Source organism: uncultured Nostoc sp. (assembly GCF_964245445.1).
Taxonomy (GTDB): Bacteria; Cyanobacteriota; Cyanobacteriia; order Cyanobacteriales; family Nostocaceae; genus Nostoc.
Genome location: NZ_CAXTNE010000025.1, coordinates 24961 through 48162, shown reverse-complemented (window position 1 = coordinate 48162; position 23202 = coordinate 24961). Strand labels below are relative to the sequence as shown.

Below are 23202 nucleotides of genomic sequence, written 5' to 3'. Positions count from 1 at the left end.
TCCCCACTCCCCACTCCCCATCTCTTAACATGATCCAAGCAGAAGAATTTGTAGAAGCTGCGCGTAATCTTGGTTTTGAGTGGTACACTGGCGTACCCTGTTCTTTTCTCACGCCTTTTATTAACTACGTCATCAATGACGTTCAACTTAAATATATCTCCGCAGCCAATGAGGGAGATGCTGTAGCGATCGCAGCCGGAGCAGCAATTACTGGAAAACCTGCTGTGGTGATGATGCAAAACTCTGGTTTGGGAAATGCAGTTAACCCGCTAACCTCCCTCACTTATATCTTTCGGATTCCGCTGCTGCTGATTTGTACTCTAAGAGGCGATCGCTTGTTGCAAGATGAACCGCAACATCAATTAATGGGGCAAATCACAGATAAATTGTTGCAAACAATGACTATACCTTGGGAATTTTTTCCCACAGAGGCAGCACAAATAGAACCCGTTTTACAAAGAGCCACAGCCTATATGCAACAAGAACGCTGTCCTTATGCTTTAATTATGCGTAAAGGAGCAATCGCCCCCCATGCACTCACCCGTTCTTCTATCCCCGAACGAGAAAATAGTGCGATCGCTCATATTCAGCAAAGCTTTTTTCGGGATCACAAAGAACAACGCGTTTCTCGCAGCGAAGCACTAGCTCGGATTGTAGAACTAATTGATCCCAAAAACACTGTAGTAATTGCCACCACCGGATATACGGGACGAGAACTTTTTGCTAGTAAAGACAGCGCCAATCATCTTTATATGGTTGGGTCAATGGGCTGCGCTTCCTCAATGGCATTGGGACTATCCTTAGTACGTCCAGACCTCAAGGTAGTAGTAATTGATGGTGATGGTGCAGCATTAATGCGGATGGGTAATTTTGCTACCATTGGCACTTATGGCGGTTCTAACTTGACCCATATTCTTTTAGATAATGAAGCCCACGATTCTACTGGCGCACAAGCCACCGTCTCTGCGGGCATTTCCTTTGCCAAAATTGCCGAAGCGTGCGGTTATGGTGTCACATTAGCCGGAGATGATCCCGCCCTTTTAGATGCCTTATTTACCGCAGATGCTAACACCAGACCTAAATTCGCTCATTTAAAAATCCGTCCCGGAACTTTAGAAAAGCTACCCAGACCCAACCTCACCCCGGAAGCAGTTTTACAACGCTTTATGAAACATATTGGTAATTCGTAATTCGTAATTAATAAATTCAAAGTACAAACTCTTCATTTATTAATGCCCAATGACAAATGACAAAATGATTTTACTAAATCCCGGCCCCGTCAATTTGAGCGATCGCGTCAGAAATGCCTTGTTGCGCCCCGATTTGTGTCACCGTGAGGTGGAATTTTCCCAACTTCAAAGCAGAATCCGCGAACAATTACTTCAAGTTTATGGTCTTGGAAGCGATCGCTGGGCAGCAGTTCTCCTCACTGGCTCTGGTACCGCCGCGATGGAAGCGATGATTAGCAGTTTAGTACCCACAGACGGGAAATTACTAGTAATTGAAAACGGTGTATATGGCGAACGACTTTCCAAAATTGCCAAAATCCACGGTATTGATTACATTACACTTTCCCATCCTTGGAATGCTGAAATCGATATCAACGCTTTAGTCAAACTCCTAGATGAAAACGCCGACATCACCCACCTTGCGATCGTCCATCACGAAACTACTACCGGTCGCTTAAATAATTTGCTGGAACTTGCCCCAATTTGCCAAGAACGCCGCATCAAACTATTAGTGGATGGAGTCAGCAGCTTTGCTGCTGAAGAACTAAATTTTGCTGATTGGGGAATCACCGCTTGCGCTGCAACAGCCAATAAATGTCTACATGGTGTCCCCGGAACGTCCTTTGTCATCCTGCAACGGGATGCACTGCCGTCAGTAGACACAATCGGGCGCACCTTATATTTAGATTTAGCAACCTATTGCCAGCAACAAGACCGAGGTGGCACACCTTTTACGCAATCAGTACAGACATTTTATGCTTTAACAGAAGCTTTGCAAGAAATGGCAGAAGCAGGAGGTTGGCGTGCTAGACACAGCCATTACAACCAACTTGCCAGCTTAGTCAGAGATGGTTTAGCCTCAATCGGAATTAAACCCCTACTTCCTCTTGGCAGTTCATCCGTTGTCTTGAATGCTTACTACTTGCCAGAAGGTTTCAGCTATGAGGAATTTCACGACCAATTGAAAGCACAAGACTATATCATTTATTCTGGACAGGGAAACTTAGCTCAATCTATTTTCCGAGTTTCGACAATGGGAGCTATTACCCACGCTGACATGGAACGCTTTGTTGTTGTTGTTAAACGAATTATTTCAAAAGTTTTAGACAAACCTACATCCTGAACTCTAACAATATCAATCTCAGATTAATGACTGTGGTCAGCATAACTAAATTATGTATACATAAATGATACAACAGTTTGCAAGTCGGTGAGGTACAAAATACAGGTTTCACGTATCAGATATAAAGAGTTTCTACCTCTTGCCTCCTGCCTCAAAACCCGTAGCTTTGTACTTCATGCAAAAGAAAACTGCTGTATTAGGAATTATTTTAACAGGGCATCAAAGCATCTACTCTCCCCAGTACTGCCATATCTTCTGCATCCAACTCCGTGGGAATACCACTACGAATCAATTCCGAAAAATTTTCATTGGGAACCATAACAGTCAACGTATACAAGCGAGTAGAACCAGTATTTTTAATCAAATGAGTCCCAGTGGGAGGCACCAATAAACTATCTCCAGCTTTAATCGTGGTAGTTTTGCCGTCACACATGGCGATCGCTTCACCTTTGATGACGAAAAACATTTCCACCGCCCACTGATGGCGATTTGGCGGTGTTTGTCCACCAACATCAAAAATTTCTATGCAGCAAGTCAAGGAAGTATTAGCATTTGTCGAATCGAAAATAATTGCTAATCGATTAGAGTCGTTGGGACTGATGCGATATACTTGGTAATCTTTGGGAGATTTTATCACCGGAATTACACAACGAGTAGCTTTCATTTATTTATCTCCTCTAAAGTTCTCGATAGGTATGAAAATTCCTAAAATCCGAGTTTTGAATAACATAATTTTGGATTTTGGATTTTGAATTGAATAATTCAAAATTCAAAAATGTCCCAGAACAAGCGAATTTCAAAACAAGAAAAAATCTAAAATTATTGCTCGTTCGCGCAGCGTCCCGTAGGGAAGAAAGAAAATTTATGCATGGGATCAATCTAAAATCTAAAATCTAAAATTGATTCACTCCTCACCTTTTTGCAGCGCTGTTAAAATCTTTTGGGAGTCAGTTACAAAACCGAAGCATTGTTTGACATTGTACAATGTCGCTAGCCAACAATATTCAGGAGAAGTGGTAGCGGTACAGTCTTTAACTAACACGCAATCATATCCTAAGAAGTTGGCATCACATAAGGTAGTTAGCACACATTGATCAGCATTAACACCAGCAAAAAATAATGTTGTCTTTCCCAGATTCCGCAAAATACTATCTAATGGCGTATCCCAAAATCCACTCATGCGGTATTTGTCCACACAAATATCTTCGGGAATTTTTTCTAGTTCGTCTATTACTGCTGCGGCCCAACTACCTGCCATGAGTACTCTAGCACCATTGCTTGGCAGTGGATCGCCCAATCCCACACCCTCCCCTGTGGGATTATAGACGTGGCGCGAAGCAGCACTAATATTGAGCAAGTCGGGACGATTTCCCCAATTTATCCAAATGACTGGAACACCAGCCTCACGCAATTCTGGAAGTAAGTTGTTCAAAGGTTCAATAGGCTGACGCGCCGGAGTTACGTCCACGCCGATATGCGCTAACCAGCCATCAGGGTGACAGAAGTCGTTTTGCATATCAATGACGAGGATAGCAGCTTTTGCCAAGTCTAGGCGCAGGGTTTTAGTTTCTGTTGATAAAATAACGGGTTGTGGGGCCTTTTGAGGACGAGTGATATCTGCGATCGCATCATTCACTGTCCACGCATTTGGTGCAACTCCCAATGTCCGTAATGGTAAATTCATAAAATTGCAATACCCAACGCCATTTTCTATTTTGTAACTTGAAATTCACTTGAGAATACAATTACTTAATCAAGGTTAAATATGCTAGATTTCACCATCGAGAACGTTTTGATTGCCGCCGATGATGATTATGCAACGGTAGATGTACAGATTATAGATGGTGCAATCGCAGCCATTGCCCCTAATCTACAGGTAATCGGCACACCTATAGATGGCAAAAATAAGCTATTGCTACCTGGCTTTTTCAACGCCCACACCCACTCATCAGAGATGTGGCAACGGGGAATCATGTCAGTTTTCCCTTTAGAATTATGGTTGGCGGAACTGTATGATTTTGCCCCTCTCGATCCGGAACAGGTTTATCTCAGCGCCTTGGGTACTGCGGTGGAAACCCTACTTTCCGGCGGTACGAGTGTAGTAGATCACTTAGTGTTAATTCCGGGACTTGAGTTAGAAACGATCGCTATTGCAACTCGCGCTTACAGAGAAGTTGGGATTCGCGCCTTTATCGCCCCCTTAATTCAAGATGAATCCCTCACCGCAGGTATCCCATCTGGGGAATCAGCCCAAAAGCATGAACTTTATTTTCGCTCAACTGCGGCAACACTGGAAATTATCGAAGAAGCGGTGAGACAGTTTCATCGCCCGGATGAGGGGATAAATATTTTAGTTGCACCAACGGGGATTCAATTGTGTACTGATGCTTTATTTGAAGGATGTACTGAGTTAAGCGATCGCTATAATCTTTGTCGTCACTCTCATTTACTCGAAACCAGGGCACAGGAAAAACTCGCTCAAGAAAAGTACGGTTGTACTGCTGTGGAACATTTGAAAAGAATCGGATATTTGAGCGATCGCACAACACTTGCCCATTGCGTTTGGTTAAATGATGCTGATATCGCCATACTCGCCGAAACTCAATCTACAGTTGTTCATAATCCCTTAAGTAATTTGCGTTTAGGCAGTGGCATCGCCCCTATTTTAAAATATCGCCAAGCTGGAGTAAATGTAACTTTCGGTTGTGATGGTGCTTCGAGTAATGACTCTCAAGATTTACTAGAAGCCATCAAAATGGGTTCTATCTTACACAACGTTACAGACTCAGATTATCAACACTGGATTACGCCCAGACAAGCTGTAGAAATGGCATCCTTGGGAGGTGCAAAGGGACTGAATATAGCAGACAAACTCGGTTCTTTAACTGTAGGTAAACAAGCCGATTTGGTACTTTATGACCTCACCAATTTATCATTATTACCCCGTACAGACCCCATTGGCTTATTAGTCTTAGGTCGTCCCACGAATGTTGTTGATAGTGCTTGGGTAAATGGCAAGCAAATTGTTGCTGATGGCAAAATTACCACAATTAACGTTGATGAATTGCGGCAAGAATTATTTAACCGTAGTCAATGGGAGACAAAACGCAAGTCTGAAACCGTCGCACAAATTGAAGCACATTATCGCACGGTTATGGGGTTGTAAAAGACAAATAAATACAGAACTGCGGCAAAAAATTCCTGCTTTGGTGTTTAACATTCGGTTAGAAAATGGGAAATATATACCTAGAAAGGTTGACGAGTATAGTCTCAAAGATTACAGTAGGACTTGAGTTATAAGTTTTTAGATATGAAATCCTACACAGACATATACGAGGACTATCATAAGAATGTTTATCTCTATGCAGAGAAAGAATATTCTTGGTATAAACAAGCTGACAATTTAAAAGATGCTGTCAGAAAAGCTTTTCGTAGCGAAGACGAGCAGGGAAAAGTTCATAGTCATCAAAGGCGTGTTGGTTGTAGGCGTCTAGCTTTAGCGGCTGATATTGCTTTAAAACATTTAGATGCTCAGTGTATTCTTGATTTTGACAACTTTAATAGTATTTATCAATTTGTTCAGGATGTTAGAAATAAAGTAGAAGGCTTTGGTGAATTAGCCAATTATGATGTCGATCTTCGTATTACTAAATATCTAGATTTTGAACTTCAGGAAGTATATCTTCATGCAGGTGTTACGATTGGATTTCGCGCTTTAGGTTTGAATGTAGAAGAGAGAAATATTATACCTGTAGAAGAATTTCCTAAACCCTTTAACCTATTAAGCGGAGATCATCTAGAAAATTTACTTTGCATCTACAAAGAAGTGTTAGCTGATTCTTCAGTTGAGTTCCCTAAAACTTGTATTCGCCCAAAAACAAATTCTTCTTGCACCAACAAAAACGGCTGTGTTTGCTAAAATATCGCACAGAGGCTGAATGCCAAAGGAAGTAGCTCTATGCCAATTGTCATTACCCTTAGCCCAGAATTAGAAGCATTATTACGCGACAAAGCCGCTCGGCAAGGTCAAGATGTTAGTCTTGTAGCGTCTGAGTTGCTTACCAGTGTCCTAGAGTGGGAAGTACAAGAATCAGAGGAGGCAATAAAGGGGATTCAACAAGGATTAGATGATTTTGAGGCAGGACGGTTCCGGTCTTTTCATGAGTTTGCCCAAGAACAGCGTCGCAAGTATAATCTGCCAGCTGATTCATGAAATATCGCATCGAAATTTCCAGTGTGGCGGAGTTTGAAACAGACAGTGCGTTCCTACGGTTGTCCCAAGTCACATCCCCTTCAAAGGCAAGTCAATGGTATGCAAAATTGCTGCAAGCGATTGATTCTTTGTCTCAAATGCCGAAGCGCTGTCCTTTAGCGCTAGAAAACGAGTATTTCAGCCGAGAGATTCGACAACTACTTTATGGTGGAGGACGCAACTCATACCGCATCCTTTTCACTATTTTGGAGGGGCAAGAAGTATCTACAGTGCGTATTCTGCACATCCGACACGCTGCACAGGAAATCCTTGGTGAAAATCCTGATGAACCCAACGCCACTTAACAAATTACCGCATCCGATCGCCTAGAAGTTATATCCTGGGTGTTCAATATTATCTACCACCAATTATCTTAATTTACAACATCAAAACTCTATTAATTGACTACAAACCCATAAAAACACGCGGATTTTTGTGTATGCTTTGTGGCCAAGTGCCTTTGCGATACATTTCCGGGAGTCATTATGGAACGCATTATTTCTGCTTTGGGGATTTTAGTTTTTATCGGTATATGCTACGCCTTTTCGGTTAATCGTCGTGCGGTGCGTTGGCGCATAGTGGCGTGGGGTTTAGGATTGGAGTTTGCATTGGCGCTAGTGATTCTTAAAACTCCTTGGGGTTTAAATGTGTTTAAATCTCTGGGAGATATTGTCAGCCAATTTTTAGCATTTTCTGATGTCGGTGCTAAATTTGTCTTTGGAGAAAATTTTAAGGATCATTTCTTTGCCTTCCAAGTGCTGCCGACAATTATCTTTTTCTCTGCCTTCATCAGCGTCTTGTATTACTACGGCATTTTACAACGAGTCGTAAATGTAATGGCGTGGGTAATGATGAAGACAATGAAAACATCGGGTTCTGAATCTTTATCCTGTGCAGGTAACATCTTTTTGGGCCCAACAGAGTCGGCGCTGATGGTTAAACCTTATATAGCGAATATGACGCAATCAGAACTTCATGCCCTGATGACAGGTGGTTTTGCCACAATTGCGGGTGGAGTACTAGGGGCATATCTCTCCTTTGGGATACCAGCAGAACACCTGATTGCTGCTTTTTTTATGACTGCTCCCACATCGTTGGTGGTATCAAAATTGCTGTACCCAGAAACAGAAGTATCAGAGACGGCTGGTAAGGCAAAAGCGGATGTAGAAACCAATTATGTAAATGTAATTGATGCAGCTACGACAGGAGCAATTGATGGTGTGAAGTTAGCAGTTAATGTTGGGGTGATGATTATTGCCTTTTTAGGATTATTAGCTGCCCTGAATGCACTGCTGGGATGGTTGGGGGCATTTGTGGGTTTACAGCAACTGTCATTACAGTGGATTTTATCTTTTGTTATGGCTCCCGTAGCTTGGCTGATGGGCGTACCTTGGGCTGATTGTCGGCAAGTGGGGGCTTTATTGGGTACAAAAACAATTCTAAATGAGTTTATTGCTTTTTTGGATTTGAAGGCACTAATTGAAAGTGGTAAAATTTCCCAACGTGCAGTAATTATTGCGACTTACGCTTTATGTAATTTTGCCAATATCGGTTCAATTGGAATTACAATTGGCGGCATTACTGGAATAGCACCTAATCGCCAGCATGATTTAGCTCGTATGGGTGTAAGGTCAATGATTAGCGGATTGTTAGCGGGTTTTATTACCGCTTGTATTGCTGGGATGTTGATTTGAAGGAAGCAGGAGGTAGGGGGCGCAGGGTACAGGAGAAAAGAGGGTTTTCCGATTTTTGCGATCGCCCTTACCCCCTATGCTGGAGAAAGCGATCGCTGGGTGAGTCTTAGCAGCCGGGTTTCCAAAACACCTTGCCAAACCAGTACGACCAACTTAATTACTAACCTCAATTGCAGATTTGCTAGTGCAAAGGTATAACTAAAACTTTTTTATAATGATGCTTTCCAGTAGCTTAAAACTCGAGAATAAGTTGCATTTATGTGAAAATACTAGGTTTAATAGTGGAGTAAAACCGGATTTATTATCCTACCTCCAGAGGTGTTATGAGAAAAAATGTTACATATTAGACACTTTAAAAATCCTAATTTATCCGTGGATTCCTTTTTAGAAAATTGTATTTTGCAAAAAAATAATTCCTAGCCAAAAATATTGGCGCAATCATGCCCAAAATTTTTGATTGCGATCGCTAATTTTCAGTCTAGTATTTTAAAATTTACCATTAGAGACAACTATCTCAACTATCTAAAGAGTGAAAGTTATTCCTCGAAATCCAGCCATTAGTTAGTTGTATAATTTCGCTCAAAGATTAATAATACAAAATATCGCCAAGACAAATTTTATTTCTTATAATGTTGCTAAAGATCATGATGCATGTAGCTTGACGGCATTAACCATCTTCTGCAATTATAAAGAGACGGCTATTAAAAGCTAATTATTTTAGTGCCTGGCTGCGATTTTATAACTGATAAAATCGCCTACTCGCATGTAAGGATCTTTATTTTTGCAAAATACCATATAGCACAATATCGTTGCTTATGCTTGTTAGTGTTATATGCGGTTTTTTAAAAACCAAATAGAAATTTTGTACTACGTGTGGTGAACATTTAGATAATAGAGGATATTTCCATGTTTAGTTTCTTTCGTTGGCCATCAGCAAGGGTTACTTTAGTAGTTCTGGGAATGACAGCTGCTACAATCACTCCCATAGTAATTTCTACCCCAGCTTTATCTCAAAATACTGTTCCATCTACGACACCATCACCTGCGACACCATCACCTGAAACACAATCACCTGAAACACAATCACCTGCGACACCATCGCCTACTTCATCAGTAAACTTGTCTGATGTTTCCTCAGATTATTGGGCGCGTCCCTTCATTCAAGCCTTAGCTGACAATAACGTGATTACTGGCTTTCCTGATGGCAGCTTTAGGCCGAATCAAGGTGTGACTCGTGCTGAGTTTGCCGCCCTAATTCAAAAAGCTTTCCCTAACCAAAATCGAGTTCGGCAATTAAGCGCAGGTGGATTTAGGGATGTTCCTGCTGGCTATTGGGCAGCTTCTGCAATTCAGAACGCCTACGAAACTGGATTTCTGGCAGGCTATCCTGGGAACGTATTTAGACCAAGTGAACAAATACCGAAGGTACAGGCGATCGTTGCTGTAACCAGTGGTTTAGGTTTAACTGGTAGCACCACTGGAAGCAGTACTGACCTCAGCACTTACTATAACGACGCTTCAGCTATCCCGAACTATGCTGTTGCTAGTGTGACAGCAGCAACGCAATCTAATATTGTTATTAATTATCCAGATGTAAAACAACTCAATCCGCAACAGCCCCTAACTCGTGCTGAAGCTGCGGCACTTTTATATCAAGCTTTGGCTAAACAAGGAAGAGTGCAACCCATTGCGAGCAATCTTCCAGCTAGTCAATATATTGTCGGTGGAACTCAAACTGGTACTGATATTGTTTCTCTTGCTGCATCCAGTAGTTCTTTGACAACTCTGACTTCTCTATTAAAGACATCTGGTTTAGCAGATATTCTTCAACAGGCTGGCCCTTATACAGTCTTCGCTCCCACCGATCAAGCATTTGCTGCTTTACCTGCTACGACCTTACAGCAGTTACAGCAACCAGAAAACAGAGATGCATTGATTAAGATTTTGTCATACCATGTGGTTCCTGGTGCAGTAACTTCTAGTCAACTCTCGGCTGGAGAACTGAGAACCTCTGAACAAAGCCCTGTAAATATTAAAATCGATTCTGCTAACAATCAAGTCTCGGTGAATAATGCCAGAGTTATTCAGGCGGATGTGAAAGCTAGCAATGGTGTTATCCATGCAATTAATCAAGTCCTCGTTCCGCCTGATGTTAACATCAGTCAGTTAAATCAGCCGCCAACAGGAAACACAAATGGAACAACGCCTCAGGTGAGGCCAGGTAGAACTACTCTTGGTGGCCCTAGCTATATTGGAGTTGCTGGTAACATTGGTTTGAGTGGCAACGATACAGCTCTGAGCGACGGTAACTTTGCAGCAATTAGCAAAATTGGTCTGACACGCAATATATCAGCGCGGCCATCAGTGATCTTTGGGGATGATACACTAATTCTGGTTCCCTTGACTTTGGATTTTTCTCCCCGCACAGCAGGTTCGGTGGGCACAAGAACCTTTGCCATATCTCCTTATATTGGTGCTGGTGTAGCAATTGAAGCTAATGCTAATACTGATGTTGGATTACTGTTAACTGGTGGTGTAGACCTTCCTGTTGGTTCTCGATTTACGGTGACAGGTGGTGTAAATGCTGCTTTTCTGGATGACACTGATGTAGGGCTACTATTTGGCGTTGGCTACAACTTCTAAGTAAATAGAAGTAGAACACGCGTTAGGGTAGCACATCTGTGCTACCCTAGTCTATCAATTAAACAAATTGAAAACAGCTATAGTACTAGGTTTGCATCAAACTGTATTAAAATCGTTTGATGGCTAAAGTAAGCCCGTCGGCGATGGGAACAAGGGAGAGCGTTACCCGTTCGTCATGATGTAACTTCTCGTTGAGCGCCCGGATAGCTTGGGTGCTTTCATCTTGATTTTCCGGGTTAGCAACTTGTCCTGACCATAAAACATTATCAATAGCAATCAATCCACCTGGACGCACCAATTGCAGCGATCGCTCATAATATCCATCATAATTTTCTTTATCAGCATCAATAAAAGCAAAATCAAATGTCTCGGCTTGTCCAGTTGCCAACAGATGATCTAAAGTTTCTAAACCTGGTGCCAAGCGCAGATCGATTTTATCGGCAACCCCAGCTTCTTGCCAATATCGGCGGGCGATCGCAGTAAATTCTTCACTCACATCAGCAGCGATTATCTTCCCATCAGCAGGTAGCGCCAAAGCTATAGAAAGTGAGCTATAACCAGTAAATACTCCAACTTCCAGGGTTTTCTTGGCTCCAATAAGCTGCACCAAAAGTCTCATAAACTGCCCTTGTTCTGGTGAAATCTGCATTCCACTTCGAGGATGGCTGGCGGTTTCTTGGCGCAGCTTCAAAAGAATCTCCGGTTCCCGTAACGAAACGGATAAAAGGTAATTATATACTTGATGATCAAGACCTATAGATTGTTTTGGCATAGTAGGTAAGAGGATTGAAAGAATCTACAGTTATACTATCGCCCAAGAGTGGTTTATCAGGAATCCCCAGTCAGCTTAATCTCTATCGTCTTCGTCTGTTCGTCTGGGTCTGGTATTTGTATTTACTTAAGTTATAGTCAAAATTTATGAATCGACCTCCAATTATTCAATCTGGTCATTAAAAACTTGCCAAAATGGCAACCAGATTCTAATTAACCAAGTTAAATTGTACAAAGATAAACGACTTCAAGGGTTTTGTTATCAGGGACTACCACGTAAAAATTCCTTTTGTAAAACACTATTTACTAAGTGATTCACAAGAAAAAACTATCTCTACTAATTATTTGCAGAGGATTTTCATCAGCAGATAAATATTAATAATCAGGTTTGGCATTTGCTGCAACAGGAATATTAAATGCTTATGGACGTTGTTGTTGAAGTACGCATTAGCCCTAAAATAAGGGCAACGTCTGTATACGTTCCTGTTCACTTCAGTAGTAAATGGCTGAGTGGGAGTTTGAAAGCTGACTGATATGCTTCCTCCCACTCTCTTTTTATTTAATTATTAATTCGTAATTATTGTTTCAAATCGCGCAAAATTGTCAAGGATTTTTACATAGTTAGATACTTCCATCAAAACATGAATTATCTTCAGAAATGAGTATCGCGTAAAAACTCAATAATTGCTGCATTCAACACTTCAAAAGCACCAGCAGAGGCATCATGATAACAGTTAGACAAAATTTTTAATTTAGAATTGGGAATATGTTGATGCAGTTTTTCACCATGAATAGCAGGAAACCAACTATCTTTATCTCCCCACAAAACTAATGTAGGACACTTAATTGCACTTAGGTTAGTTTGAATTTTGGTAAGCATATTCGGCTTATTTTCTTGCCAATTCTCAATTTCTCGCGCTGCTATTTGTAACTCTTCAGCGACTTTTGCAACTGTACCAGGTAGCTCAATAAACGGGTAAGTTATCCAATAAACATCTTCCTGTGTCAAAATTGATGGATCAAATAATACTCTACGTCTTTCTATCGCCATAATTTCTCTAAATAGAGGTGCAAACAAATATGCTAGACGTAAAGAATCAATTGTTTGTATTATTTCCAAAGGCGTTTGGGCAAGCAACCACATAGCCCAATGGGGTAGACGTTCGGCAAAAATAGGTACATTTACGACTATAAGCCGCCCGACTAACTGCGGATTTTCTTGAGCAAGGGCAAGGGCAACCAATCCCCCCAAAGATTCAGCCACAATTACTGCGGGTTCGTCACATAATGCCTCAATAACTCTTTTAAACTCAATAACTTGATGACCGTTGTGTTCTCTACGCGACAATGGTTTTTCGGAAAAACCAAAACCTTTAGCATCAAAACAAATTACCCGAAAATATTTAGATAATGGTGCTATAGTATGGCGCCAATTATAGCTCCAACTACCCATACCATGTAATAGAATTAGCGGTTTACCTCTACCTTTTTCGCCATAAGAAATTTGTACAGGATACCCTTTAGCATCAGTAATAATTAGACTTTGCCGCCCTTTAGGAAAAGTAGCTTGCCACCAATCTTTCATTCCGTTATCAATAAATAATTTAACCGCCAGTTAAGGCGTTCCACAGCATTCTAACTAGTATCACTGGTAATGCTACTAAAACAATGGCAATCAGCAATAATCCTACCAAAAGGCCAAAGATAAACCACCCGTCTGCACTCTTTTGCTGGCTAGGAAACTTTAAGTAATCTTCCAATAGCTTGATATTATTAGTGTTAGCTCGCCAGGCAAAATCAAAAAAGTCGCCCAAAACTGGGACAGCGCCTACTAAGCCATCAATGATTACATTCAGAACCATTTTGCCTAAAGTGGCTCTAGATACACCTAGCCGCGCTGCTTCTAGGATGATGTAGCTAGAAAACATGACTCCCAAAAAATCACCACCAATAGGTATAAATCCTAAAATTGGATCTAGACCAAAACCAATCTGTGTACCAGGAATGGTAATAACATTATCTAGCAGCCGACTTAACTGACGTAGGCGCTTCAATGTGGGTGCTTTGGCATCAGGTTCAATCATCGAAAATTGAAAAGGAGAATCAGGCATGAAGGCGATCGCTAAGTTTGTCTTGAATCGTTAGATATTCTACTCCCCTACTGAACTTTTGCAAAAATTTTCTCAGGGATTTATAACGATATTTACAAATTAATATTTTTTACGAGATTCTGACGTGCTTTTGGGCGCATATCTTCGCCGACAGTCACGTTCAACTGATCGCCGATTAACAGAACCGCAGCACTCATCGATAGCCAAAGCATTAAAACTATCACAGCCCCTACTGCGCCATAGACTTTATTATAATTGCCAAAATTTGCCACATAAAGCCGAAATAGAGCAGACAATATCGCCCAGAAAACAGCTGCTAAAATTGCTCCAGGCATCATTGGCGTGCCTGAGTTCCACTGGCTTGGGCCATAGCGATAGACAAAGCTAAAGGCGACAGCAACAATACTTAAAGCTAAAGGCCAGCGTAACAGCTGCCAAAGATGCAACAAGATGATCAAAGAACTATTTCCGCGCACTACCATTCCCAGCAGCAAATCGCTGGTAAACACTAAGAAAGAAGCCAACACTAAAAGCAACATAGTACCGACTGTTAATCCCAGAGAGACGAGCTTGGCTTTCCAAAAGGGACGGATTTTTTCTGAAGGAATTTGATGGATTTGGTCGAAAGCAGTCATCGCGGTACTCACCGCCCCAGAAGCAGTCCAAATTGCTAATACAAAGCTTAGAGAAAACAAACCAGTGTTTTTGGAGTTGGTAATTTCTGTGGTGGCAAAATCACGTATCAAGTCGAGAGCTTGTTCTGGTAGGACTTGACTTAGTTGTGCCGCCAGTTGTTTAAAGGTAGCTTGTAAAGATTCTGCTAATAAGCCAATGGCTGTAACGATCGCAAGAATTGCAGGAAACAGGGATAACATAGCATTGAAGGCAATTTCTGAGGCGAGTCCAAAGAGTCGTCTTTCGATTGTCCTGGCAAAAGTTTTTTTGAGCGTGCGCCAATTGAGGTGGCGAAAGAAGCGTAAAAAACGAGGCTTTGGCATGATTTAGAGTTAAAACTGGTTGGCTTTATTAACTACTTTGCCAAATTTTGCGTAGCGATCGCATTTATCTTTTTACCGCAATAATACTTAGTAGGGAGTGGGGCGTAGGGAGTAGGGGAGGCAGAGGAAGAAAACTAATGACAAATGACTAATGACAAATGACTAATGACAAATGACAAATTATTTATGAATCAAAATTTAACACAAGAGTGGTTGACAGAAATCCAGACACTCAAAGAGCAGATGGCGGGACTTCAGAGCGATCGCGATGCTGCTTGGGAAAGCGCCCAAAAATGGCGTCAGCTTTACAACACAGAAGCAGAACAACGGCGCACAGATGCCCAATTGTCTCAACAGGCGATCGCATCCCTCAAGGCAGAATTGCATAAACTCCAGGGTCTTGAGATGGAGACACTGGCTGCTGGAACACCAGTAACAGCGATCCAACAAGAAATAGAACAACTGAAATCTGTGGAGGAATTGCAAGCTAAACTCATCACCGTAATCAAAGAACGCGATCGCCTCTTGCAAGCTTTGAAAACTGAGCAGGATAACCACGCTCAAACCCGCAATAGCCTTACTATTGCCTTGGGTGATGCTATTGATAGCTTGACACAGGAACGAGCCAGAGGAGAAAGAGAGAGTAAATAACCTGCCGCTAAATACTTAGGCTTTGTAACGCTATTCTTGTATCGGCTGAATGCCAGATGCAATTAATGTTTCTATCGACTTGCCATCCAGGGGTTGGGAGAAGAAATATCCCTGTGCGTGCTTGCATTTCATGGCTCTAAGTAGTGCCAGTTGCTCTACAGTTTCTACGCCCTCTGCTATTACATCTATATTTAGACTCTGGGCTAGGGTGATGATCGCTTGAACAATCTCCAAGTTTTCGCCGTTAGCACCAATTTTGGTAACAAAAGAACGATCAATCTTCAAGGCATTACTTGCAAAGCGGTGCAGGTAACTCAAGGATGAATAACCTATACCAAAATCATCTAAGTGTATTTGGATATTCATCTTTTGCAGTTGCAAGAGCATAAAAGTTGCTGATTGAATATTTTCCATCAGTACGCTTTCGGTAATCTCCAGCTTTAAATTGCTGCCTTCCAGACCAGTCTCTTGCATAATTTGGGAAATTTGCTCAATTAGCTCAGGCTGTGAGAACTGTTTAGTGGAAAGATTTACACTGATTGTCAAGGGTGGGTCAGTAGGAAATTGTATTTGCCAAGCACGCATCTGCCGACAAGCTTCGCTAAGTACCCAATAACCAATAGGGATAATCAACCCAGTTTCTTCTGCTAGTGGAATAAAGTTGTCTGGAGGAACTAAGCCTTGTTGCGGGTGCTGCCAACGAACGAGAGCCTCGAAGCCAATAATTTTGTAAGTTTCTAACAACACAATTGGCTGGTAGTAAACCTGAAACTCTTGGCGTTCAATTGCCCGCCGTAGATCCATCTCTAACTCTAATAGCTCCGTTACTTGCCTGTACATGCTTGAGTCAAATATCTCATGGCGTGCCTTACCCAATGTCTTAGCGCGATACATTGCAATGTCAGCATCGCGCAGGAGTTCTTCTGGTAGCTTGTAATTACCCTTATTTAAAGCGATGCCAATGCTGACGGTGGTAAATACCTCATATCCACTGAGTTGGAATGCAGATGTCAGAGCTTCGTGTATCCGCTCCACTACGCCAGTTACGTCATTGATGGTGTTAAAATCCTCAAGCAAAATTGTAAACTCATCTCCCCCTAGACGCGCAACCGTATCTCCAGCACGTAGGCAGCTTTCCAGTCTGCGAGCAAGGGCAGTTAGTAGTTGATCGCCAATTGTATGGCCAAGACTGTCATTGACAACTTTAAAGCGATCTAAGTCTAGAAAGAGAACAGCAAATGTATAGTTTGCACGTCGTTTTGCCAGCATTAGCGCCCGTTCTAATCGTTCTATAAATAAGGCGCGATTTGGCAAACCGGTTAGTATGTCGTGAAAAGCGTCATAAATTAATTGCGCCTCTGCAAGTTTTAGAGCAGTAATGTTCCGAGAAATACTCAAAACACAATATACTGAGCCATCGCTAGCGAATTCAGGCACAAGCCGGGTATGGTAATGTTTTGTTTGGGAAGCGATCGCTAAACTGCATTCAAACTCCGTCTCTTGCTTAGTTTGAAAAACTTGCCCAAGCTTGCGATCGTATATCCGACAAAATTCTTCTGGCAGATTTAACTCTGCGTTTGTTTTGCCGATAAATGTTTCGGCTGATATTCTTGTAACCTTTTCAATAACTGGATTAACGTAAACGTAGCGCAATTGAGTATTAAATCTAGAAATAATATCAGGTGCATTTTCAACTAGTGCTTTGAATTCTTGCTGGCGACGCGCTAGTGCCTTCAATATCTGCTTACGCTCGGTGATATCCTGAAAAACGCAAACTGCACCCGTGATGTTACCGTTGTCATCTTTAATCGCTGCAACACTATCATCAATTGGGATTTCTGTACCGTTTTTAGTAATAAGTATCGTTTTTTCTGGTATACCGACAGTAACGCCAGACTGAAGGACTTGCTTGATCGGACTTTCAACTATTATACGAGTCTCTTCATGAGCAATATTGAATATTTCTGTTGCTTCTTTACCAAACGCATCAGAATAATTCCAACCCGTCAGTTCCTCCGCCATAGGATTCATAAAAGTTACAGATCCAGATGCATCGCTAGTAATTACAGCATCTCCAATACTTTTAAGTACAGTAGTCAACCATTGTTCATTCTGTTTTAATTTTTTTTCCGTTCGATGTTTGGAAAGCGTAATTTCAATAGTGAACTTTAATTCCTTTTCTTTGAAAGGCTTGAGAATGTAACCAAATGGCTCTGTTTCCTTTGCTCGATTCAATGTTGATTCATCTGCATTAGCGGTAAGATATATTACTGGAATTTGAAAAATATTATGAATTATTTGAGCGGCCTCCACACCGTCCATCTTTCCTTTGAGATGAATATCCATTAAAACTAAATCTAGAGAATCATCTGCTGCTTTCTTAATTGCTTCTTCTCCAGAATCGGCAAGCCCCATAACAGTGTATCCAAATTTTCTTAGCCGATTTTGTATATCCATTGCTACGATGATTTCATCTTCAACAACTAATATATTTACTGGATTCATGATTTTTAAACTTATAGTTTTATAAATTCTTAGTGGGGAATATAATTTTATACTCTACTCCGTTATAGCTGATAAAATCGATATTGCCTTGTAGCTGATGTGTTAGACCTTTGACTAATCGCAAACCTAATGATTCTGTAGCTTGAAAGTCAAAATCTTGGGCAAAACCGACACCATTATCACTGATAGTAAGTGTAAATAAATTTGCTTCTATGGAGCAGAATTCAATACAAATTTCTCCCAATTCTCTTTGGGGAAAGGCATATTTTAGGGAATTTGAAATAAGTTCATTGATAATCAAGCCGCAAGGAATAGCTGCATCAATGGCTAAGAAAACCTCCTCAACGTTCATTTTTAAGGTAATAGCACTGGAATTAACGTTATATGAATAAAATAAATTAGTTACTAAATCTTGGATATAGTCAGCAAAATTAATCTTTGCCAAGTCTTGAGATTGATATAGTTTCTCGTGGATCAGAGCCATTGAGTCAATCCGGTTCTGACTATCTTTGAATACCTCAAGGGCTTGATTGTCCTTGATATACTCTGCTTGCAGGTTGAGCAAACTAGAAATAATCTGCAAATTATTTTTTACCCGGTGATGAATTTCTTTCAATAGCACCTCTTTTTCTTGAAGCGATGCTTTAATCTGCTCCTCTGCTTGTTTACGCTCCCGTCTCACCTGTGCCTCACGCAACTCGCGTGCAACAGCAGGGATAAGTCGTGCTAGATTACCTTTGATAATGTAGTCATGGGCACCAGCTTTCATGGCTGCTACTGCGGTATCTTCACCAATAGTGCCTGAGACAATAATAAATGGCAAGTCAAGTCCACTTTCCTTGACTTGCTTCAATGCAGCAGGGGCGCTAAAGGTGGGCATGGAATAATCGCAGATGACGATATCCCATGTTTGCCCTGCGATCGCAGCTTTCATGGCTGTGGGTGTATCAATCCGTTCAAAGGTTACTTGATAGCCACCACGTTGCAGTTCACGCAGCATCAACAAAGCGTCATCTTCTGAATCCTCAACAAGTAATACGCGCAGTGGTATACCCATGTAATTCGTAATTCGTAATTAAGAAAGTCAGCTTTGTATCTATAACCTGATTTTGGAGGATTGGTAAGCTATACCCTTGGCGGTGATTCGTTTAACACAAACCAGTACAATCCTAGTTGTCGCACTGCTTCACTGAATTGAGAAAAGTCTACTGGTTTACGAACATAGCTGTTGGCACCCAAGCTATAACCATTGATTAAGTCTTGCTCCTCTTTGGAGGAGGTGAGAATGACGACGGGAAGGATTTTTGTCCTTTCGTCGGTTCGCAGGTGTCGCAAAACTTCCAAACCATCCATTTTAGGCAACTTCAAATCTAGCAGGATGAGATTCGGCATAACGCTCATGTCGCGATCGGCGTATACACCTTTCCCAAAAAGGTAATCTAGGGCTTCTACTCCATCACGTGCCACTACTACCTCGTTCAGAATATTGTTTTTCTTGAGTGCGCGTAGGGTTAGCGCTTCATCGTCAGGATTATCTTCTACAAGTAAAATCATGTTGTATGTTCTCCTATAATTAAAGGGTGAAGTAAAATGTTGCGCCTTGCTCTACTGCACTTTGGGCCCAGACACGGCCACCATGACGATGGACAATGCGCTGCACAGTAGCTAGTCCGATGCCAGTGCCTTCAAACTCAGTCATGGCGTGCAGGCGCTGAAAAGCACCGAAGAGTTTGTCAATATAGGCCATATTGAAGCCTGTGCCATCATCACGGACAAAATACACATGGGTGTCATCTTGGTGTAAAAGCCCAAACTCTATGCGTGCTTTTTGATTTTTTCCTGTAAACTTCCATGCATTACCCAGTAGGTTTTCTAGCACGATCCGTAAAAGATGAGTATCACCATTGGCAACCAATCCCGGTGTAATTACAAACTCTACTTGGCGTTCTGGTTGTGTTTTGTGCAACTCTGTGGCGATCGCCTCCACCAGTGCGCTCAGATCCACATTTTCGTAACGCATCTCACTACGCGTCAGTCGTGACAGATTCAGTAAATCGTCGATCAGTTGTGCCATTCGCTGGGTGGCTGCACGCACTCGCTGTAGGTAGTTTTGTCCTAGTACGTCAAGGTTATCACTATAATCTTCTAGTAGCGCTTGGCTAAAGCCGTCGATGCTCCGCAAGGGGGCCCGCAGATCGTGAGATACAGAATAACTAAATGCTTCCATCTCTTTATTAGTGGCTTCGAGTTGTGCTGTGCGTTCTGCAACTCGCTGTTCAAGCTCAACGTTCAAGCGCAGAATCTCTGACTCTGCCCTTTTACGCTCATTAATTTCAGTTTGCAATTCTTCGTTAATGTTTCTCAGTTCGGCAGTCCGTTTGCTAACCTCTATTTCTAACTCATCACGAGCTTTTTGGAGAAAATTTTCCATCCGCTTGCGTTTTACAAGTTCCTGATTGGTAATTATCGCTGCTAAACCGACGATAGCAGAAGCTATAACGCTGCCAAAAATAGTCAAGAAAGTTGTTTGATGAGCGCTGGCGTTTGCCTTTATTGACCGCTGTTTCAACAACTCATTCTCTTCGTTCTCCATATCTGTAGTCAGCATTCGGATGTCCTCCATGATCTGCTGACCCTGATCTGTCTGAACTATTTGCAGCGCGGACTCTAAATTTTTGCTCCTAGCGTTAATCGCCTGTTCCATCAAAACTAGTTTTTTGGCAACCAGGGGCTCAAGGCGATCAAGCCGCCGTTGTTGATTGGGGTTATCCGCAGTCAATTGGCGCAGAGTCTTAATTTTCTGAGTAATCTCGCTAGTTGCAGTGCGATAGGGTTCTAGATACCGTTCTTTACCCGTGAGAAGATAGCCCCGTTGTCCAGTCTCTGCATCTTTGATCTGTGACATTACTTCTTTAGTCTTTTCTAGCACCTCGCGTGTATGTGTTACCCATTGAGCGTTTTCTCTATACTGAAGCAAACTAAGATACGAAATTACGCCAACACCAGTCATAATTGCGACTGCTATTACAAAACTGCCTGTATTTTTTTTGTAAATAGCCCATTCCATTTTTTACCTTCCTAGTTGAAAAAGTAGTTGCTGACTAAATTGGTAAAAACGGTGAGCCAGCTCTGTAGACGGGTAACACTTATTAGTGCAGCGTTAGCGACCTTAGAAAGTCCTTACCCCTACCCCTAAGCAAGCTACGCGTTAGCGTCGTACCGTACAGAAGGAGAAGGGTGACTAGCAGTCCGAGTCCAAGCGGCTATATCTTCGTTCCAACCAAACAAGACCCATGAAAAAATTGGCTTGCTGAATAAGAAAACCTATATAGAAACGCGATATATCACGTATCTACCTCTTGATTCATACTCTAAATCAGTAATGCCAAAAGTTTTTCAGGGTACTACTCGTCATAGTCGTGCTAACTAATACCAAGTTTCTTAACTTCTAGAGCAAATTAGCTCTAATAGTTCTAATAGCTCTAATAAAGGATACCTGTATTAGTTAATTATTGGGAGCGTATATTTCCTGACTCATAGAAAGACAAATAATAAACTATATTAAATTATTCAGTATATCCCACAGCCATTTTCAAGAGATTCTCGCTTGCATAAATTATGTAAATATGCTATTTAAATTCAGCAATTACACTTAAAAAGCTTTACTTATATTTAGCTTGATATTAACTTTATTTACTGGATGTTTGGACTAAATAGAGACATAAAGTAATGTCAGTGACGCTTCGGAATTGCTGGAATAAGGTAAAAACAATAGGGTATGGGGATAATTAACTTATGCAACTAACTCAAGGCAAGGTAAAGTACCCATGTTTAGGCGCTTAATTATGATTGTTACTGCCGCTATACTCTTTAGCAGTTCCTTGACGCTGGCACAGACTAAAAACCCCAAACCACCGGATAAATTTCCTCCTAATCCCCTAGAAATTACCACACCCGATCCACTGCTACCACGTTTGCCCAAAGATAAACAGCTGTTAACTCTCCAAGAACAGCAAAAGCTAGAACCAGCGCTGGATGCGTTAAATCAAGAAGCAGCAGCGAAACTGCAAGCGGGAGATCAAGTGGCGGCGTTTGAAATTTGGAACCGGGAACTTCGTTTGCGCCGCTTTTTAGGTTCATTCGCAGAGGTGCAAGCACTATCACGAGTCGGGGCGATCGCGTGGAAGCAAAATGATGGACAAGAAGTACAATATATTACGCAGCGATTGCAAGCAATTCAAAAGCAGGCACAATCTCAGAAAACAACTGCCCCAATTGATCTCGAATTGTGGCGATCGCTAGGTCAAGCTTATCAAAATGTGCGATCGCCTAAACTAGCTGTGGAAGCTTACGACCAAGTTTTGCTAGTAGTGCGGCAGCAAAAAGATACAACAGCACTCATAGAAACCCTCAAGACAATTGGAGAGGTGCATTTGAGTTGGTTTGATTATCCCAAAGCTGCGCCAATCTACGAGGAATTGTTGAGTTTAGCTAGTTCTCAAGGCGAACGTGTAAACGAGGTAACATATCTGCAACAACTGGCTGAAATTTACGACTGGACAAGCCAACCACAGCAGTCATTGAATGTACTTAATAAACTAGTAGAAATTTACGTTAGTGAAAATAATCTTACTAAAATACCAGAATTAAAGCTAGCGATCGCGCCACATTACGAATCTCTAGCAAAGAAAGATCCTAACTTACTGCTAGAAGCTTTTAATAATTATCAAGAAGCTTATACTACTGCATGGCAATTAAAGGAGTACGTTCGTGCTGGTGAAGCTTTGCAGAAGTTAATTGCGCTGTACCGTTCTCAAGGACAAACAGACGAGGCTTTGCAGGCTAGTCAAATTCTTGTGGAGACAGAGACGCAAGCGACCAATTTTTACGGGCTGATGCAAGCTTATGACCAAATTGGGCAATTGTATCTAGAACGCAAAGAATTTCCTCAAGCACTAACAGCTTTTCAAAAAGGGTTAGAAGTAGCGCAACAACTCAAACATGAGGAAGCATACTTTGCTGGGCAAATTAAAAAAGTCTCGAAAGCAAACTTGTAAGCAGTATTAACGCTATTTAATCCTCGAATTTTGGATTTTAAATTTTAAATTTTGGATTGAAAGATTTATAATTCAAATGTGAGAGGATAAATTCTAATCGGGGACTTCCAAATAAAAAAATACTCAACTACAATGTAAATTTTGAAAAACAGCGTAGGCGCAGCCCAC

20 protein-coding genes are annotated in these 23202 nt (G+C 41.5%); 10 read left to right on the top strand and 10 right to left on the bottom strand.

What is annotated here, in order from left to right:
- Positions 1-1190: phosphonopyruvate decarboxylase (gene aepY / locus ACFE90_RS06940; RefSeq protein WP_375499001.1), on the top strand; the 1190-nt coding region annotated here is incomplete at its 5' end.
- A gap of 49 nt (positions 1191-1239) precedes the next feature.
- On the top strand, positions 1240-2352 hold the full coding sequence (locus ACFE90_RS06935) for a 2-aminoethylphosphonate aminotransferase (protein WP_375498999.1): 1113 nt from the start codon (positions 1240-1242) through the stop codon (positions 2350-2352).
- Positions 2353-2560: 208 nt separating this feature from the next.
- On the opposite strand, the gene ACFE90_RS06930 is transcribed toward ACFE90_RS06935, so the two are convergent.
- On the bottom strand, positions 2561-3016 hold the full coding sequence (locus ACFE90_RS06930; RefSeq protein ID WP_375498997.1) for a cupin domain-containing protein: 456 nt from the start codon (positions 3014-3016) through the stop codon (positions 2561-2563).
- 240 nt (positions 3017-3256) lie between these two features.
- Complete coding sequence (locus ACFE90_RS06925; protein ID WP_375498995.1) at positions 3257-4036, bottom strand: cysteine hydrolase family protein; 780 nt, start codon at positions 4034-4036, stop codon at positions 3257-3259.
- A gap of 81 nt (positions 4037-4117) precedes the next feature.
- Between ACFE90_RS06925 and ACFE90_RS06920 the strand changes: the two genes are divergently transcribed.
- The 6 genes from ACFE90_RS06920 (at position 4118) to ACFE90_RS06895 (ending at position 10941) form a co-directional block, all read left to right on the top strand.
- Positions 4118-5518, top strand: a complete 1401-nt coding sequence (locus ACFE90_RS06920; protein WP_375498993.1) for an amidohydrolase — start codon at positions 4118-4120, stop codon at positions 5516-5518.
- Between the two features lie 144 nt (positions 5519-5662).
- Entirely contained in the window at positions 5663-6271 is a 609-nt protein-coding gene (locus ACFE90_RS06915) for a hypothetical protein (protein WP_375498991.1), read from the top strand.
- A 39-nt stretch (positions 6272-6310) separates the two neighbouring features.
- Positions 6311-6565 carry a hypothetical protein gene (locus ACFE90_RS06910; protein WP_229458072.1) on the top strand — a complete coding sequence of 85 codons (255 nt, stop codon included), beginning with the start codon at positions 6311-6313 and terminating at the stop codon, positions 6563-6565.
- Positions 6562-6909, top strand: coding sequence for a type II toxin-antitoxin system RelE/ParE family toxin (locus ACFE90_RS06905; protein ID WP_375498989.1), 348 nt, complete (start codon positions 6562-6564; stop codon positions 6907-6909). Before ACFE90_RS06910 ends, ACFE90_RS06905 begins: the two co-directional genes overlap by 4 nt.
- Positions 6910-7089: 180 nt before the next feature.
- On the top strand, positions 7090-8298 hold the full coding sequence (locus ACFE90_RS06900; RefSeq protein ID WP_375498987.1) for a NupC/NupG family nucleoside CNT transporter: 1209 nt from the start codon (positions 7090-7092) through the stop codon (positions 8296-8298).
- A 906-nt stretch (positions 8299-9204) separates the two neighbouring features.
- The gene (locus ACFE90_RS06895) at positions 9205-10941 is read left to right on the top strand and encodes a fasciclin domain-containing protein (RefSeq protein ID WP_375498985.1); all 1737 of its coding nucleotides are present in this window, start codon (positions 9205-9207) and stop codon (positions 10939-10941) included.
- 106 nt (positions 10942-11047) lie between these two features.
- Here ACFE90_RS06895 and ACFE90_RS06890 read toward each other — a convergent pair whose 3' ends face one another.
- The 4 genes from ACFE90_RS06890 to ACFE90_RS06875 all read right to left on the bottom strand — a co-directional run bounded on the left by ACFE90_RS06890 (position 11048) and on the right by ACFE90_RS06875 (position 14821).
- The gene (locus tag ACFE90_RS06890) at positions 11048-11713 is read right to left on the bottom strand and encodes a class I SAM-dependent methyltransferase (protein WP_375498983.1); all 666 of its coding nucleotides are present in this window, start codon (positions 11711-11713) and stop codon (positions 11048-11050) included.
- 651 nt (positions 11714-12364) lie between these two features.
- On the bottom strand, positions 12365-13297 hold the full coding sequence (locus ACFE90_RS06885) for an alpha/beta fold hydrolase (protein WP_375498981.1): 933 nt from the start codon (positions 13295-13297) through the stop codon (positions 12365-12367).
- 19 nt (positions 13298-13316) lie between these two features.
- Positions 13317-13823, bottom strand: a complete 507-nt coding sequence (locus ACFE90_RS06880) for a DUF4112 domain-containing protein (RefSeq protein WP_375498979.1) — start codon at positions 13821-13823, stop codon at positions 13317-13319.
- Positions 13824-13915: 92 nt separating this feature from the next.
- On the bottom strand, positions 13916-14821 hold the full coding sequence (locus ACFE90_RS06875; RefSeq protein WP_375498977.1) for a YihY/virulence factor BrkB family protein: 906 nt from the start codon (positions 14819-14821) through the stop codon (positions 13916-13918).
- 186 nt (positions 14822-15007) lie between these two features.
- Between ACFE90_RS06875 and ACFE90_RS06870 the strand changes: the two genes are divergently transcribed.
- Positions 15008-15472, top strand: a complete 465-nt coding sequence (locus ACFE90_RS06870; protein WP_375498975.1) for a hypothetical protein — start codon at positions 15008-15010, stop codon at positions 15470-15472.
- A gap of 30 nt (positions 15473-15502) precedes the next feature.
- On the opposite strand, the gene ACFE90_RS06865 is transcribed toward ACFE90_RS06870, so the two are convergent.
- The 4 genes from ACFE90_RS06865 to ACFE90_RS06850 form a co-directional block, all read right to left on the bottom strand.
- Positions 15503-17977, bottom strand: a complete 2475-nt coding sequence (locus ACFE90_RS06865) for an EAL domain-containing protein (RefSeq protein WP_375498973.1) — start codon at positions 17975-17977, stop codon at positions 15503-15505.
- Positions 17978-17996: 19 nt separating this feature from the next.
- Positions 17997-19034: a sensor histidine kinase gene (locus ACFE90_RS06860; RefSeq protein WP_375498971.1), complete on the bottom strand. Its 1038-nt coding sequence runs from the start codon at positions 19032-19034 to the stop codon at positions 17997-17999.
- A 68-nt stretch (positions 19035-19102) separates the two neighbouring features.
- A complete protein-coding gene (locus tag ACFE90_RS06855) occupies positions 19103-19531 on the bottom strand; it encodes a response regulator (protein ID WP_375498969.1) in 429 nt (142 codons plus the stop codon).
- A gap of 19 nt (positions 19532-19550) precedes the next feature.
- Positions 19551-21044, bottom strand: coding sequence for a CHASE3 domain-containing protein (locus ACFE90_RS06850; protein WP_375498967.1), 1494 nt, complete (start codon positions 21042-21044; stop codon positions 19551-19553).
- Between the two features lie 760 nt (positions 21045-21804).
- Between ACFE90_RS06850 and ACFE90_RS06845 the strand changes: the two genes are divergently transcribed.
- A complete protein-coding gene (locus tag ACFE90_RS06845; RefSeq protein ID WP_375498965.1) occupies positions 21805-23034 on the top strand; it encodes a tetratricopeptide repeat protein in 1230 nt (409 codons plus the stop codon).
- The last annotated feature ends 168 nt before the right edge of the window (positions 23035-23202 follow it).

Excerpts from the sequence above, each read along its gene's own strand:
- ACFE90_RS06935 (WP_375498999.1), top strand. The coding sequence starts at position 1,240 with ATGACAAATGACAAAATGATTTTACTAAATCCCGGCCCCGTCAATTTG.
- ACFE90_RS06930 (WP_375498997.1), bottom strand. The coding sequence starts at position 3,016 with ATGAAAGCTACTCGTTGTGTAATTCCGGTGATAAAATCTCCCAAAGAT.
- ACFE90_RS06925 (WP_375498995.1), bottom strand. The coding sequence starts at position 4,036 with ATGAATTTACCATTACGGACATTGGGAGTTGCACCAAATGCGTGGACA.
- ACFE90_RS06920 (WP_375498993.1), top strand. The coding sequence starts at position 4,118 with ATGCTAGATTTCACCATCGAGAACGTTTTGATTGCCGCCGATGATGAT.
- ACFE90_RS06915 (WP_375498991.1), top strand. The coding sequence starts at position 5,663 with ATGAAATCCTACACAGACATATACGAGGACTATCATAAGAATGTTTAT.
- ACFE90_RS06910 (WP_229458072.1), top strand. The coding sequence starts at position 6,311 with ATGCCAATTGTCATTACCCTTAGCCCAGAATTAGAAGCATTATTACGC.
- ACFE90_RS06905 (WP_375498989.1), top strand. The coding sequence starts at position 6,562 with ATGAAATATCGCATCGAAATTTCCAGTGTGGCGGAGTTTGAAACAGAC.
- ACFE90_RS06900 (WP_375498987.1), top strand. The coding sequence starts at position 7,090 with ATGGAACGCATTATTTCTGCTTTGGGGATTTTAGTTTTTATCGGTATA.
- ACFE90_RS06895 (WP_375498985.1), top strand. The coding sequence starts at position 9,205 with ATGTTTAGTTTCTTTCGTTGGCCATCAGCAAGGGTTACTTTAGTAGTT.
- ACFE90_RS06890 (WP_375498983.1), bottom strand. The coding sequence starts at position 11,713 with ATGCCAAAACAATCTATAGGTCTTGATCATCAAGTATATAATTACCTT.
- ACFE90_RS06885 (WP_375498981.1), bottom strand. The coding sequence starts at position 13,297 with ATGAAAGATTGGTGGCAAGCTACTTTTCCTAAAGGGCGGCAAAGTCTA.
- ACFE90_RS06880 (WP_375498979.1), bottom strand. The coding sequence starts at position 13,823 with ATGCCTGATTCTCCTTTTCAATTTTCGATGATTGAACCTGATGCCAAA.
- ACFE90_RS06875 (WP_375498977.1), bottom strand. The coding sequence starts at position 14,821 with ATGCCAAAGCCTCGTTTTTTACGCTTCTTTCGCCACCTCAATTGGCGC.
- ACFE90_RS06870 (WP_375498975.1), top strand. The coding sequence starts at position 15,008 with ATGAATCAAAATTTAACACAAGAGTGGTTGACAGAAATCCAGACACTC.
- ACFE90_RS06865 (WP_375498973.1), bottom strand. The coding sequence starts at position 17,977 with ATGAATCCAGTAAATATATTAGTTGTTGAAGATGAAATCATCGTAGCA.
- ACFE90_RS06860 (WP_375498971.1), bottom strand. The coding sequence starts at position 19,034 with ATGGGTATACCACTGCGCGTATTACTTGTTGAGGATTCAGAAGATGAC.
- ACFE90_RS06855 (WP_375498969.1), bottom strand. The coding sequence starts at position 19,531 with ATGATTTTACTTGTAGAAGATAATCCTGACGATGAAGCGCTAACCCTA.
- ACFE90_RS06850 (WP_375498967.1), bottom strand. The coding sequence starts at position 21,044 with ATGGAATGGGCTATTTACAAAAAAAATACAGGCAGTTTTGTAATAGCA.
- ACFE90_RS06845 (WP_375498965.1), top strand. The coding sequence starts at position 21,805 with ATGTTTAGGCGCTTAATTATGATTGTTACTGCCGCTATACTCTTTAGC.